This window comes from Enterobacter sp. QK-SA4 (assembly GCF_056856775.1).
On the sequence record NZ_JBXFXH010000003.1, the window covers coordinates 13,872 to 26,888 of the forward strand.

15 protein-coding genes and 4 pseudogenes are annotated in these 13,017 nt (G+C 51.1%); 9 read left to right on the forward strand and 10 right to left on the reverse strand.

Features of this window, described 5'->3' with window-relative positions:
* Positions 1–75 precede the first annotated feature (75 nt).
* The gene (locus AC1VYI_RS00230) at positions 76–390 is read left to right on the forward strand and encodes a LysR family transcriptional regulator (protein ID WP_227114060.1); all 315 of its coding nucleotides are present in this window, start codon (positions 76–78) and stop codon (positions 388–390) included.
* On the opposite strand, the gene AC1VYI_RS00235 is transcribed toward AC1VYI_RS00230, so the two are convergent.
* The 4 genes and pseudogenes from AC1VYI_RS00235 to AC1VYI_RS00250 form a co-directional block, all read right to left on the reverse strand.
* A complete protein-coding gene (locus AC1VYI_RS00235) occupies positions 281–985 on the reverse strand; it encodes an IS6-like element IS26 family transposase (RefSeq protein WP_001067848.1) in 705 nt (234 codons plus the stop codon). The two genes, AC1VYI_RS00230 and AC1VYI_RS00235, sit on opposite strands and share 110 nt — an antisense overlap.
* Before the next feature lie 64 nt (positions 986–1,049).
* Positions 1,050–1,160: pseudogene (locus AC1VYI_RS00240) on the reverse strand (IS110 family transposase); the annotation flags it as partial.
* A gap of 99 nt (positions 1,161–1,259) precedes the next feature.
* Positions 1,260–1,573 (reverse strand): annotated as a pseudogene (locus AC1VYI_RS00245) (Tn3 family transposase); the annotation flags it as partial.
* Between the two features lie 26 nt (positions 1,574–1,599).
* Positions 1,600–2,352, reverse strand: a complete 753-nt coding sequence (locus AC1VYI_RS00250; protein ID WP_004729622.1) for an alpha/beta hydrolase family protein — start codon at positions 2,350–2,352, stop codon at positions 1,600–1,602.
* A 240-nt stretch (positions 2,353–2,592) separates the two neighbouring features.
* Here AC1VYI_RS00250 and AC1VYI_RS00255 point away from each other — a divergent pair, with 240 nt between their 5' ends.
* Positions 2,593–3,462 (forward strand): DMT family transporter, encoded by an 870-nt coding sequence (locus AC1VYI_RS00255; protein WP_001567390.1) that lies wholly within the window; start codon positions 2,593–2,595, stop codon positions 3,460–3,462.
* 460 nt (positions 3,463–3,922) lie between these two features.
* On the opposite strand, the gene AC1VYI_RS00260 is transcribed toward AC1VYI_RS00255, so the two are convergent.
* Positions 3,923–4,573 (reverse strand): TetR/AcrR family transcriptional regulator, encoded by a 651-nt coding sequence (locus tag AC1VYI_RS00260; protein ID WP_482875687.1) that lies wholly within the window; start codon positions 4,571–4,573, stop codon positions 3,923–3,925.
* A 110-nt stretch (positions 4,574–4,683) separates the two neighbouring features.
* Here AC1VYI_RS00260 and AC1VYI_RS00265 point away from each other — a divergent pair, with 110 nt between their 5' ends.
* From AC1VYI_RS00265 to AC1VYI_RS00290, 6 genes are all read left to right on the forward strand, one after another.
* Positions 4,684–4,950, forward strand: coding sequence for a YdgH/BhsA/McbA family protein (locus AC1VYI_RS00265; protein WP_001567387.1), 267 nt, complete (start codon positions 4,684–4,686; stop codon positions 4,948–4,950).
* A gap of 92 nt (positions 4,951–5,042) precedes the next feature.
* Positions 5,043–5,519, forward strand: a complete 477-nt coding sequence (locus tag AC1VYI_RS00270; protein ID WP_001567386.1) for a DM13 domain-containing protein — start codon at positions 5,043–5,045, stop codon at positions 5,517–5,519.
* Between the two features lie 338 nt (positions 5,520–5,857).
* A complete protein-coding gene (locus AC1VYI_RS00275; protein WP_021242984.1) occupies positions 5,858–6,418 on the forward strand; it encodes a recombinase family protein in 561 nt (186 codons plus the stop codon).
* Entirely contained in the window at positions 6,402–8,063 is a 1,662-nt protein-coding gene (locus tag AC1VYI_RS00280; RefSeq protein WP_033488203.1) for an IS481 family transposase, read from the forward strand. Before AC1VYI_RS00275 ends, AC1VYI_RS00280 begins: the two co-directional genes overlap by 17 nt.
* Entirely contained in the window at positions 7,996–9,021 is a 1,026-nt protein-coding gene (locus AC1VYI_RS00285) for an ExeA family protein (RefSeq protein ID WP_370375586.1), read from the forward strand. Before AC1VYI_RS00280 ends, AC1VYI_RS00285 begins: the two co-directional genes overlap by 68 nt.
* Before the next feature lie 199 nt (positions 9,022–9,220).
* Positions 9,221–10,297, forward strand: a complete 1,077-nt coding sequence (locus tag AC1VYI_RS00290; protein ID WP_020277916.1) for a MalY/PatB family protein — start codon at positions 9,221–9,223, stop codon at positions 10,295–10,297.
* A 185-nt stretch (positions 10,298–10,482) separates the two neighbouring features.
* On the opposite strand, the pseudogene AC1VYI_RS00295 reads toward AC1VYI_RS00290, so the two are convergent.
* From AC1VYI_RS00295 to vapB, 5 genes and pseudogenes are all read right to left on the reverse strand, one after another.
* Positions 10,483–10,719: pseudogene (locus AC1VYI_RS00295) on the reverse strand (SDR family oxidoreductase); the annotation flags it as partial.
* Between the two features lie 51 nt (positions 10,720–10,770).
* A complete protein-coding gene (locus tag AC1VYI_RS00300; RefSeq protein ID WP_001067855.1) occupies positions 10,771–11,475 on the reverse strand; it encodes an IS6-like element IS26 family transposase in 705 nt (234 codons plus the stop codon).
* A gap of 64 nt (positions 11,476–11,539) precedes the next feature.
* Positions 11,540–11,758 (reverse strand): annotated as a pseudogene (locus AC1VYI_RS00305) (AAA family ATPase); the annotation flags it as partial.
* Positions 11,759–11,831: 73 nt separating this feature from the next.
* Complete coding sequence (locus tag AC1VYI_RS00310) at positions 11,832–12,248, reverse strand: type II toxin-antitoxin system VapC family toxin (RefSeq protein ID WP_001044770.1); 417 nt, start codon at positions 12,246–12,248, stop codon at positions 11,832–11,834.
* The gene (vapB, locus tag AC1VYI_RS00315; RefSeq protein ID WP_001261282.1) at positions 12,245–12,475 is read right to left on the reverse strand and encodes a type II toxin-antitoxin system VapB family antitoxin; all 231 of its coding nucleotides are present in this window, start codon (positions 12,473–12,475) and stop codon (positions 12,245–12,247) included. Before vapB ends, AC1VYI_RS00310 begins: the two co-directional genes overlap by 4 nt.
* On the opposite strand from vapB, the gene AC1VYI_RS00320 reads away from it, so the two are divergent.
* On the forward strand, positions 12,432–12,893 hold the full coding sequence (locus AC1VYI_RS00320; protein WP_167819652.1) for a hypothetical protein: 462 nt from the start codon (positions 12,432–12,434) through the stop codon (positions 12,891–12,893). The two genes, vapB and AC1VYI_RS00320, sit on opposite strands and share 44 nt — an antisense overlap.
* Positions 12,894–13,017 lie beyond the last annotated feature (124 nt).

Here is a 13,017-nt window from a genome sequence, read left to right on the forward strand (position 1 = left end):
TGGACGTGCATGGGTGCCGCTCACCGGGCGCAGGCGGTTCGCCGATGAGACCGCCGGTATGATCGGACGGGTCTCATGCCCGACCTGACTCTTGATCTCCGATACCTGAAGTACGCCGTTCAGGTCGCCGAGGCCGGCAGCTTCCGCCGAGCGGCGGAGCGCCTATCGATATCGCAATCCACCGTCAGCCGACGTGTGCAGCTGTTTGAGCGCCAACTTGGCTTTTCTGGCACTGTTGCAAAGTTAGCGATGAGGCAGCCTTTTGTCTTATTCAAAGGCCTTACATTTCAAAAACTCTGCTTACCAGGCGCATTTCGCCCAGGGGATCACCATAATAAAATGCTGAGGCCTGGCCTTTGCGTAGTGCACGCATCACCTCAATACCTTTGATGGTGGCGTAAGCCGTCTTCATGGATTTAAATCCCAGCGTGGCGTCGATTATCCGTTTCAGTTTGCCATGATCGCATTCAATCACGTTGTTCCGGTACTTAATCTGTCGGTGTTCAACGTCAGACGGGCACCGGCCTTCGCGTTTGAGCAGAGCAAGCGCGCGACCATAGGCGGGCGCTTTATCCGTGTTGATGAATCGCGGGATCTGCCACTTCTTCACGTTGTTGAGGATTTTACCCAGAAACCGGTATGCAGCTTTGCTGTTACGACGGGAGGAGAGATAAAAATCGACAGTGCGGCCCCGGCTGTCGACGGCCCGGTACAGATACGCCCAGCGGCCATTGACCTTCACGTAGGTTTCATCCATGTGCCACGGGCAAAGATCGGAAGGGTTACGCCAGTACCAGCGCAGCCGTTTTTCCATTTCAGGCGCATAACGCTGAACCCAGCGGTAAATCGTGGAGTGATCGACATTCACTCCGCGTTCAGCCAGCATCTCCTGCAGCTCACGGTAACTGATGCCGTATTTGCAGTACCAGCGTACGGCCCACAGAATGATGTCACGCTGAAAATGCCGGCCTTTGAATGGGTTCATGTGCAGCTCCATCAGCAAAAGGGGATGATAAGTTTATCACCACCGACTATTTGCAACAGTGCCACTTTGGCCGGGTAAATTTTTTACGGTAAACAGCCTTCCCGCGACGATCCTGGCAATGAATATGGAAAGAGTTTTTACCCAGATCGATACCAATGAGCGCAATGTTTTCCATGATAGTTCTCCGAATGAAAGCCTGTCCTCAGCATAGTACCGGGAAGGAGGGAGTGACCATCTCATTAATTATCCCACGCTAAGACTATATTTTGTACAGCAGTGGAGAAGGATGAGAGACCAGCAGTTCATTAACAGGGACTCCTTTTTGCTTAAGCGGCTCAATGGTTCTTTCTATATAAACCGTATTCCAGAGTGTTATCGCCGCCGTATGTAGTGTCAGCGCCGGTGGCGTGGTAACGCTGATCCTCCCACCCCCAGATCCCTGATTTCATTCAGCCGGTGCATGAAGGATGCTCGCCCAAGGGCCTCACCCTTATTCAGCCCCGCCTGTATGCATCGGCCTAAGCCTTTATCGCAAAATCAGTCCAGCATAAACAGCGTCCGATCTCTGCAGAAAATCGCCCTCTGCGCTACGAGTTTGAACGCATTTACTCTGTTTATAGGTAACATTCGCTCCACGATATAATGATATCGGCAACGTATTCAGCATCCTGAGCATGAGTCAGAAGGTGATCCGCCTTACCCAACGAAATGAAACTCTTGGGATGCTTTGCTGCTTTGAATATTTTTTCGGCCTGCTCAATTAACACAGTATCATCTTCAGTCGCATGAAAAATAAGCAGAGGCTTGTTCATGGCGAACACCTTATGAGCGATTTTGTGTTCCTGAATATTGTCCAGCATCTGTTTCTTTAAGGTAAATACCCGCCCGGCCAGCTCAACGGGATAGGCTCCATGCTGGTTAATGTTTTCAACATCATCCTTAAAAAGACGTTTTACGTGTGTCAGTTCTCCGGGTGATCCTATGGTGACAACGGCCTTTGCCTCAGGAACTTCGCCGGCAATAGACAGAATGGCCGATCCCCCCAGGCTATGGCCGATGAGCAAAGAAGGCGCTTCGTACTGTCGGCGGAGATAATCTACCGCGCAAAGCAGGTCCGAAATATTGGATGAGAAGTTGGTGTTGGAAAAATCCCCTTCGCTGTTTCCCAGACCAGTAAAATCAAACCGGAGAACGGCGATAGCATTCTCTGTCAGTTTCCGCGCAATACGCGCCGCGCCTTTGAGGTCTTTGCCACACGTAAAACAATGAGCTAACAGCGCAAACGCTTTAGGATTTTCAGGAAGTTCAAGCAATCCGGCCAGTTCTTCACCAGCCGCATTTTTGAACGTAAATTTTAGTTTTTTCATAGGATATTCCAGGTCTTAAACTGATTTCATATGTTTGATCGCAGGGAAAAATAATCTTCTGCTCTGCATCTGGCATTACGCGTTTTCCTTCCTCTACTGGGGATGTGAAACAGAATTCATTCCGAATGCCTGTCCTCACCTTCCAGTTTGAAAGCTGATTATTGCTTCCTGTTCGGTGATCACTTACGCTATGCTACCAACTAGATGGTAGTTTACAAGAATTTTATGAGGTCTCACTGAATGGCCAATTGCGCGCTCATTCTTAAAATATCCCTGGCAATGCTGGCGTTTGCTGCAAACTCTATTCTGTGCCGTCTGGCCCTGCAGGGAGGCCACATTGATCCCCTTTCATTCAGCAGCCTCAGGCTGGCCAGTGGTGCACTCGTCCTGTCACCTTTCTTGTTTTATCACGCAAAAACTACATTATCGCTGTGGCGTCCGCTGAGCGGATTTTACCTCATGGTGTACGCAGTGCTCTTCTCTGTCGCCTATATCCATCTCGATACCGGGGCAGGTGCGCTGTTACTTTTTGGTGCCGTACAGTTTGCGATGGTGATCCACGGATTATTTAAAGGGGAATCACTCTCCGTTATGCGGGCTTGCGGTTTAGTTATTGCTCTGGCAGGAATTGCTGCCCTGCTGTTACCCGGGGCGAAGGCACCGCCGCTTTACAGTGCACTTATGATGATCGTTGCCGGATTAGCCTGGGCCGCCTATTCCGTCAGGGGGAGGGCGGGCCAGGCGGCCGGGGCTTCAACGGCGGCAAATTTTGTACTCGCCACGCCGATGGCTCTCGCTCTTTCGTTGCTGTTTATGAAGCAGGGTCACTATGATGCTGCGGGCATTGCTTTGTCATTGCTGTCCGGTGCCGCCGCCTCAGCCGGTGCATATGTATTGTGGTATACCCTTTTACCCTCTCTCGGCTCTATCACCGCCAGTACCCTTCAGCTCAGCGTTCCCTGTCTGGCAATGCTAGGGGGTGTGGTATTCCTGGATGAATCACTGACGGTCAGAACGATATTTTCTGCCCTGGCGGTGCTGACTGGCATTGTGATGGTGACACGCGAGAAATCCCCCCGTCAGTCGATGACAAAGGCGAGAGAACCTTAATAACGCAATTAATTCATGCAGTTGTGATGATTCTCTTATGTTAATCACACGAGCCAGTTTTCCCGCTCCGGCATCAGACTGACAGTAATACTGAGGTCGACGTTTCTGACTACACCTAAGGCAGGTTTATGAAATGAAATATGATTTTGATGAGTACGTAAGCAGAGAGAAAACAGACAGTCTCACCGTGGACGGCTGGCGGGAATACCTGTTTTCGGGACAGTCCGAATTTGCAATGCGGTATCCGGCAGAAGGGCTAATTGTAACGGCTCGCAATCGAAATCCTTCGGGCTCGCAATCAGCGCAATTTTCGGCTCAGATTAAGTGACAATGAAAATCCTCACAGGCTCACATTAAGTGATAATGAGCTCGCGTTTATCTTTTCCGGCTCGCCATTCATTGCCTCGGGCTCACAATAAATGCAAATGAAAATTCTCCCATTGCGTCACCAGTAGATAATTTATTGCTTCTTATGCTGGCGAAACAGGGCTGTCAAGACCCTTTCAATCATCTCTTTCACCACCTCAGATTTCGGACGCTCCAGCGCCGTCAACGCCAACCCTTTTTCCAGTGTGGTAATAAAACAGGCAAACGCTTCAGGAGCAAGGTAAGCAGGCAGCTCTCCACATTGCTGCGCCTCTCGCGCTTCGTTTTCCAGCCACTGGGTAAATGCCTGCCTTTCATCGCGTAATTGTGCGGCAAGGCCTCCTTCATCAATCTGGAAAGCCAGTGCGGAAAAGGTCATGGCGCACCCCAACGGTTTACCGTCACAACTGAACAACGTAAAGGCGTCATGAAGAAAATGACGCATCCGTTGTTCGAAAGTTTGTGTTTGATCCTGCAGACACTGTTCCAGCCCCCCCAACCAGTGCTGGCGGTAATACATAAGCGCCGCCGCATACATCCCCTCTTTGTTACCGAAGGCCAGATACAGCGATGGAGGTTTCATTCCGGTTACATGGGTCAGGTCTGCTATCGAGGTTGAGGCATATCCCTTTTGCGCAAAAACCTGAAATAACGCCTCCGCCAGCTTATCTGATGAGATGAGTTTTGGCCTGCCAGTTTTTTTCTTTTCAATCATGGAGATAGCCTTATCTTTTAACTTAATCATTATGTTCATAGTATCATGTTTTATAGTTATCGCTAAAAAACAATTGCATCACTGAAATATTTACCTTATATTTTTTATTGATCACTACAAAATACGAACGGGATAGGCGTATGAGAAAGTTCATTATTGCTGCAATATTGAGTCTGAGCATCCTGCCCGTGCTGACACAGGCATCAACCGAAATCAACAATTCTCACCAGTGCGAATTGCTTCGCCTTGGGAGCATCAGTGTTTCAGGTGGCACGATTGATGAGTTGACTAGCAAGCTTGCAGCAAAAGCAGAAAAATCAGGCGCCGATTATTTCCGCATCACTTATTTAAATACCAATGCCCATGGATATGCCACTGCAACGCTATACGACAATGCAGGCGCTTAGCTGCAACATAAATTTGACAAGTTAATCTGTTACATAAAGGATGTGTGGCTACAGAACCCTTATGGCTTTTTACATACGCAAAGGAAAATATTATGAAAACAAACATTAAAGCGCTGTTTTTTGCTTCGCACCTGGCTTTATTTGGCGTGGGTTTCGGTGTCGGTATCTATGTACTGCCTATCCTCACCGCTGAGAAAAACTCCAGTGCTGATGAAATTAAGGAAGTTAAAAATAATGCCCGCTACACGGGGGCATTTTTTAAAAACCAAAAAGGGAGTAATGCTGTTCACTGGGTTGATGGAAAGCTGTATGTCTCCGATCAAGAAATCGCATTTGAAGGTAGCATTGCTCCAGGTCCGGATTACAAGATCTATCTGACCAAAACCCAGGCTGATGATCGTAATTCATTTTTAAAAATAAAAGAAGAATCATTATATATAGGTGATTTGAAAAACTACGGCAACTTCAAAAAGAACCTGCCAAATGGTGTCAATATTGATGAATACACCACTGTGCAAATCTGGTGCGAAAAATTCGAGCAATTTATTGGTTCAGCCCAATACAGGTAGTGGGGTAAAACACGGGTTACTGGAGTTATTTTCGCAAACAGATCATGACGCTCTCTGTGTGACTGGCGCAATGATCACCGGATACGCTCGCAATTAAGGCTATCGGACCTTAAGACTCTGTCAAAATAGATAAACTGGAATATCCATTTACCCATATGGGGTCGTCTGGCGTACTGCAATTCAGTCAGCAAATCTCATGGAGTAAAATCGTATTTTATGGGTGCACCCAAAGCATACAGTTTGGTGAGACAGTTTTTCTGTCTCATTTGGATTGTTTTTGTCTCATCTGCATGTTACGTTTTCCTCATCTAGAGTCTAACGAGACATTTTTCATAACAATGGCTTTTTACGGTTATGCCCGGGTTTCAACCAACGACCAGGATCTGGATTTGCAAATACAGACGCTTCGCGCCGCTGGCTGCGAAATCATCCGTTCAGAAAAAGCGAGCGGGACCAGCCGCGATGGACGAACTGAGCTGCAACTGTTGCTGGATTTTCTGCGTAAGGGAGACACGCTGATTGTCACGCGAGTCGATCGCCTGGCCCGTAGCATTAAAGATTTGCAGGATATCGTGTATGCCCTGAATCAGCAGGGCATTACCCTCAAGGCAACAGAACAACCTGTGGATACGCGCACCGCAGCAGGTAAGGCGTTTCTGGATATGCTGGGTGTCTTCGCTGAGTTTGAAACCAACCTGCGCCGTGAACGCCAGTTGGAAGGTATCGCTGCCGCAAAAGCCCGCGGGGTTTATCAGGGGCGCAAACCGCGCATCGATCCTGTTGAGGTCCGTCGGTTGTACGTTGAAGAGAAAATGGGCGCAACGGCGATTTCTCGCCAACTGGGGATCGGTCGAGCCTCGGTCTATCGTGTGCTGGACCGCGATGAGCAGCCGGCGTAAGGCCATTCCAACCGATTCTTTGTTGCAACTGCGACAACGGCTTGACCGTCTGCCACCAAAAAGTCCGGAACGCGCGGCCCAGATCACCGCGATGGCGCTACTCTATTGCATTTCCGTCACCACCGTCTATCGTACACTCCGTGCCTTCCAGAAACCTCACATTGCACACCGGCGTGATCACGGGAAACCCCGGATACTGCCGCCGTCCGAACTCGAATATTATTGTGAACTGATCGCTGCATTGAAATTACGTACCACCAATAAAGCCGGTCGTCATCTGTCCACGACGCGTGCCATTCAGTTGCTCGAAGAACATGGTGTGGAAACGACTCAGGGGCTGGTTAAACTTCCAAAGGGGTTGTTGCGCAGGCCAACGGTTAACCGCTATTTGTCCCTGTTCCGACTCGATCACTCACGTCTGTTACGGGAGCCACCGGCAGCGCGGTTCCAGGCTGAGTGCAGTAATGACTGCTGGCAGTTCGATATGTCGCCCTCTGATCTCAAATATATCGAATGTCCTGAGTGGATTGATCCGGCCCGTGGACAACCTACCCTGATGTTATTCAGCGTGGTGGACGATCGCAGCGGGGTTAATTACCAGGAATACCGCTGTGTGTATGGCGAAGATGCGGAGTCTGCCTTGCGTTTTCTGTTTAATGCCATGGCGCCTAAAAGTCATCCGGAGATGTCTCTCCAGGGGCGACCGAAAATGCTGTACCTCGATAATGGCCCGGTGGCGAAAAGCCATGTCTTCCAGAATGTGATGCAGGCGCTGCAGATTGACTGGCAGACACATATGCCGGCAGGCAAGGATGGCACCCGCACCACAGCCCGGTCAAAAGGCAAGGTTGAGCGCCCGTTCCGTTCCGTCAAAGAAGCCCACGAAACGCTGTATCATTTTCATAAGCCGGAGACTGAACAGCAGGCGAATGAATGGCTCTGGAACTACCTGATACGCTATAACGCACAACGACATCGCAGCGAAAAGCATTCCCGTGAGGAAGATTGGCTGATGCATTTGCCACCAAAGGGAGTGCAGGACATGTGCACCTGGGAACAGTACTGTCGCTTTGCCCGGGAGCCGGAGTCTCGCAAGGTGGGTATCGATGCCCGCATAACGATTGACGGGACAGCTTACGAAGTCGAACCCGACATGGCGGGTGAAACTGTTATCCTGCTGTGGGGCCTCTTTGATGACGAAATGTTCGTGGAGTTTGACGGTGAAAAGTGGGGGCCTTATTTTCCTGTTTCCGGCCCGATACCTCTGCACCGCTATCGGGCATTCAAACGCGGAAAAGCAGCGGTGCGGGCAGACCGTATCCAGTCATTGGCTCGGCAACTGAACTTACCTATCAGCGCCCTGTCCGGTTGTGACCTCAAACTGGTGGCCGATAGCGTTCAGAGCACGCGGGTGTTGCCACATCAACCCTTCGAGTCCACAGCGTTTGAATACTGTTTTCCTACCCCGGTGGCAGCGAAGCTGGCTATTGCGGCTGATCTGGCCACACCGCTGGCGAAATTATCGGATGAAGACAAGGCGTTTATCGACCAAGTACTGACAGACACGCTGATCCGCAGTGAGGTATTTGCCCGGGTCAGGGAGTATTTCCGCAACACCCAATCAGGAGAGGATCATGCGGGTTGAGGTAATGGAACATTATGGACTGGCGCAACCAATCGATCAGGCCGGTTACTATGAGACGGCTCACCATAAGCAGCTTATCAAGGATATCCGCGGTGCTATCCACGAAGGCCGGTTAATTGCCGTTTGTGGTGTGGTTGGCAGCGGCAAGACAGTCACTCTGCGGCGTTTGCAGCAGCGTCTCAGGGAGGAAAATAAAATTACCGTAGCTCGCTCCCTGTCGATTGAAAAGCACAATATTAAACTGGCCACGCTCATCAACGCGCTCTTTTACGATTTGACGCAGGATAAACAGGTTCAGATCCCCAAACAGGGCGAACGACGCGAGCGTGAGTTACAGGAACTGGTCAAAAAAGGAAAGCGGCCAGTGGCATTGTTTGTTGATGAAGCGCATGACCTGAACGGGCATACACTGATCGGACTCAAAAGGCTGATGGAAGTTGTGGAGGACGGTGGCGGCCGGCTGTCGGTTGTTCTGGCCGGTCACCCCAAACTGCGCAATGACCTGCGACGCCCGACTATGGAGGAGATCGGTTATCGCACGGATATCTTTACGCTGGATGGGATCACCGGTAGCCAACGGGAATATATTCAGTGGCTACTGAAAACCAGTATGGGGAAAGGCAAGCCGGAAGACATTCTGACCGCCGACGCCCTCGACCTGCTGGCGATGAAACTACGTACCCCACTTCAGGTTCAACTACATCTGACGCTGGCCCTGGAGGCCGGTTATCAGACGGGAGAAAAGCCGATAACCGCCGCCCTGGTTGAATCGGTACTTTCCCGCCAGCTTGACGATTTGGAGCCGACATTAACGCGTCATGGTTATCGACTGAAAGACATGGTGGAGCAGTTTGATGCCAAACCGGCAGAAATCAGGGCCATGTTCAACCATCAGCTCGACCCTGCTCGAACAGCAGAACTGCGGGACAGGATGCTGGCGGTGGGGCTCCCGATATGACGAATTTCATTTGCAGTTATTGTGAGCCGAAGGAAATGGAATGCGAGCCGAAAAAGATAAACGCGAGCTCATTGTCACTTAATGTGAGCCCGGGAGGATTTTCATTGTCACTTAATCTGAGCCGAAAATTGCGCTGATTGCGAGCCCGGGGGATTTCGATTGCGAGCCGTTACAGCTAATCAACCTCTGGGTTGCTGACATGGCTTTTGCCACACCAGAGCCGATTCTTCAGGCCATCAGAGACCGTCTGGATAGAAAAATACTCGGCTACACTAAAATCTACGACGAAGAATACTATGAGATCTTTGGCAGCTGGTGTGAGCGACAATATGGTCACCGTTTCAAAACGGAAGACATTGTGCTGTCTCCGGGCATTATTCCCGCGCTGAACCGTCTCGTCCCGCTTCTGACCGACATGGATGACAGTATTCTTATTATGACGCCTTCATATGGCCCGTTTAAAAAGGCGGGTGAATACAGTCAGCGTCGCGTGGTGTACTCGGCGTTAAAAAAATCAGCAGGCGGCTGGGAACCTGACTGGGAAGACTTTGCACGCAAAGCCAGTCAGGCCGATTTACGTGTGAAAATTCTTTTCCTGTGTAATCCGCATAACCCGACCGGACGAGTCTGGCGGCCTGATGAACTTAAGCGGATTATTGAAATTTGCCTGGCCAATGACATCTGGGTGATATCTGACGAAATTCACTGCGACCTGTCCCGAAGCGGTATCGGTCATACACCGGCCGCCTCTCTTTTCCCTGATTCTACACGCATTATTACCTGCATGTCCTCGAGTAAAACATTCAATCTGGCCGGGAATTTGTTGGCAAATATCATTATTCCGGATCCCGGTGTCAGAAGCGAGTGGCGTCTCAGACACGACGAGTTCATCTCTCCACTGAGCCTGGCAGCAAACAAAGCGGCGTGGAGTGAATGTGATGACTGGCTTGTCCATCTGAGGGAATATATTGACGGCAATTTCCAGTACCTGCACGACTATCTCAAAAGCTATTTACCCGAAACCAGGTTCTCGATCCCCGAAGGGACATATCTGGCCTGGATAGATATTAGCCGCTACCTGCCCGACACCGCAGGTGAGGATTTATCGCTGTATTTTGCCCGGGAGTCAGGGGTCCTTCTTGAAGGGGGCTTGCTGTTTGTCGACAATGGGGACGGATATATCCGGTTAAATCTGGCCTGCCCACGGAGTATGCTGACAGCAGGGATGAAAAGAATTTCACAGGTACTGCGGATACCGGCTCCTCATCGTGTATAACCCCTTTCTCTCTGGCCGTTTTGTCCTGTCAGGATGTCGTCAGAACCCGGCATAACACCCTGTGCCGGGAACACAAAAGGCACGGATGAACAGGTCGTGAATATTCTTAGTGAAGCCTGCTGATGACATGTCTGGCGACAAAAAAATGCCGCCCTTAAGGGGCGGCTTATGCCAGCGTCACGGGGTTATCGTCTGACCGCCATGATGCCCGCATCGACATCCCAGATAGCGCCCGTCACCCATGAGGTTTTGTCAGACAACAGGAAGAGAATAGTGTTTGCCACATCTTCGGCAGTTCCGACGCGTCCCAGCGGGTGGAAATCGTTCAGCGACTTCATAGCATCTGCGATATCCGCTTTGTCCATGAAGCCTTCGTATATCGGCGTATGAACAATCCCGGGAGACACCGCGTTGACACGAAGGCACTGTTGCAAAGTTAGCGATGAGGCAGCCTTTTGTCTTATTCAAAGGCCTTACATTTCAAAAACTCTGCTTACCAGGCGCATTTCGCCCAGGGGATCACCATAATAAAATGCTGAGGCCTGGCCTTTGCGTAGTGCACGCATCACCTCAATACCTTTGATGGTGGCGTAAGCCGTCTTCATGGATTTAAATCCCAGCGTGGCGCCGATTATCCGTTTCAGTTTGCCATGATCGCATTCAATCACGTTGTTCCGGTACTTAATCTGTCGGTGTTCAACGTCAGACGGGCACCGGCCTTCGCGTTTGAGCAGAGCAAGCGCGCGACCATAGGCGGGCGCTTTATCCGTGTTGATGAATCGCGGGATCTGCCACTTCTTCACGTTGTTGAGGATTTTACCCAGAAACCGGTATGCAGCTTTGCTGTTACGACGGGAGGAGAGATAAAAATCGACAGTGCGGCCCCGGCTGTCGACGGCCCGGTACAGATACGCCCAGCGGCCATTGACCTTCACGTAGGTTTCATCCATGTGCCACGGGCAAAGATCGGAAGGGTTACGCCAGTACCAGCGCAGCCGTTTTTCCATTTCAGGCGCATAACGCTGAACCCAGCGGTAAATCGTGGAGTGATCGACATTCACTCCGCGTTCAGCCAGCATCTCCTGCAGCTCACGGTAACTGATGCCGTATTTGCAGTACCAGCGTACGGCCCACAGAATGATGTCACGCTGAAAATGCCGGCCTTTGAATGGGTTCATGTGCAGCTCCATCAGCAAAAGGGGATGATAAGTTTATCACCACCGACTATTTGCAACAGTGCCCCTGAAACTGCCTTACTGCTGACTGGGACAGGAGCGATTCCACACCCAATGCCTCGACCCGGTGCCGGCTGTCACTCAGCACAAGGTCAAGGGCCAGCAGAATCGTGCTTTTCCCGGACTCATTGTCCCCGACCAGAATGTTACGGTCATGAGTGAAGCGCAGGTCCAGTTCCGGAAACTTTTTAAAGTTTTGCAGCATAAGCCGCGTGATCAGAGGCATCTTTTATTCCTTTATATACCGCTGACTGAAAGAGTGTCCGGCTGCGCCAGACCGCCTGTTTTGTTTTACAGCGTTATCTTACCCAGTCTTCCAGCACAAGACCCGGTACCCGCTCAAATTCCCGCGTATTATTCGTCACCAGCACGGCACCGGCGGCGATGGCGTGCCCGGCAATGGCCGTGTCGTTCGGGCCGATCGGCGTCCCGGCCATTCGCAGCGCCACCTTAATCTCCGTGGTGGCGTCCACCGCAGCGCGATCCCAGGGCAGGATGGCATCGAGGCGGGCGCAGAACGCGTCGACCAGCTCGACGTGGCGCGGGGAGGCCTTCGGGCCGGTGGCCCCGAAGCGCATTTCAGAATAAGTGATGGCCGAGACAACGATGCGCTGGCCGCGCAGCACCGCCTGCTCCAGGCGCTTCAGGACGGCTTCCGGCTGCTCGCGCATGATGAACGAGCAGATACAGGTGTCGAGCATATAGGTCTTGTTCACAGGTTAAATCGTCCTTCGTCGCTGACAACGTCCTCGCGCTCCGCCATAAAGTCCGGGTCTGCCTTCTCGAACTGCGCGAACGAGCCCCAGGTCGGCCGGACGGGACGCAAAATAATGCTGTCCCCTTCCCGGACGATCTCCAGCTCGCTCACTCCCTCAAAATCCAGATCGCGGGGCAGACGAATGGCGCGGTTATTGCCGTTTTTAAAAATGGATACAGTTCTCATCATTTCCTCCTGGCCGACCGGCCTGTATGACTATGTTCAGTATATGCAGATGCAAAGCATATGTATAGTCATAGCATATGCAGATGGTAAGTATATGCGTATGCCACACCTATGCAGATGCCCGGCATATGGATATGTTGAACCTATGTTGTATTCTCTCTTTTCCCGGTCAGATCCGAAAAAAGCTAGTTCCGGATCTGCTTTCCGGCCTCCGGTGCGCAGCGGCCCGGAAACACAAGATGTAGCGGTGTTACCAGCTGAGGATGACGCTATATGTTGTGTCCCTCCCCTGCCCCGCGACCGGCCGCTCACCACCGGAAAACGCCGCTTTGCTTATTCTCTCACCGTGGCACACTTCCGGAAACTTCGTAAAGCGCGAAAAGTCGGATCCGGACGGAACGGCCGTCCTGTAATTTAACGGCGTGGCTGTATGGCTGCTTGTTATCTCTAAGGTGATTATTTTGTATGTGAATTTCACGAAGTGAAATTAATGGCGACATAACAGTATGTTTCAGGCGGGCGTGAGTCAGCTGCATCCTTAC

Coding starts and splice junctions, on each gene's coding strand:
- AC1VYI_RS00230 (WP_227114060.1), top strand. CDS start 76: ATGCCCGACCTGACTCTTGATCTCCGATACCTGAAGTACGCCGTTCAG.
- AC1VYI_RS00235 (WP_001067848.1), bottom strand. CDS start 985: ATGAACCCATTCAAAGGCCGGCATTTTCAGCGTGACATCATTCTGTGG.
- AC1VYI_RS00250 (WP_004729622.1), bottom strand. CDS start 2,352: ATGAAAAAACTAAAATTTACGTTCAAAAATGCGGCTGGTGAAGAACTG.
- AC1VYI_RS00255 (WP_001567390.1), top strand. CDS start 2,593: ATGGCCAATTGCGCGCTCATTCTTAAAATATCCCTGGCAATGCTGGCG.
- AC1VYI_RS00260 (WP_482875687.1), bottom strand. CDS start 4,573: ATGATTAAGTTAAAAGATAAGGCTATCTCCATGATTGAAAAGAAAAAA.
- AC1VYI_RS00265 (WP_001567387.1), top strand. CDS start 4,684: ATGAGAAAGTTCATTATTGCTGCAATATTGAGTCTGAGCATCCTGCCC.
- AC1VYI_RS00270 (WP_001567386.1), top strand. CDS start 5,043: ATGAAAACAAACATTAAAGCGCTGTTTTTTGCTTCGCACCTGGCTTTA.
- AC1VYI_RS00275 (WP_021242984.1), top strand. CDS start 5,858: ATGGCTTTTTACGGTTATGCCCGGGTTTCAACCAACGACCAGGATCTG.
- AC1VYI_RS00280 (WP_033488203.1), top strand. CDS start 6,402: ATGAGCAGCCGGCGTAAGGCCATTCCAACCGATTCTTTGTTGCAACTG.
- AC1VYI_RS00290 (WP_020277916.1), top strand. CDS start 9,221: ATGGCTTTTGCCACACCAGAGCCGATTCTTCAGGCCATCAGAGACCGT.
- AC1VYI_RS00300 (WP_001067855.1), bottom strand. CDS start 11,475: ATGAACCCATTCAAAGGCCGGCATTTTCAGCGTGACATCATTCTGTGG.
- AC1VYI_RS00320 (WP_167819652.1), top strand. CDS start 12,432: ATGGCGCGGTTATTGCCGTTTTTAAAAATGGATACAGTTCTCATCATT.
- vapB (WP_001261282.1), bottom strand. CDS start 12,475: ATGAGAACTGTATCCATTTTTAAAAACGGCAATAACCGCGCCATTCGT.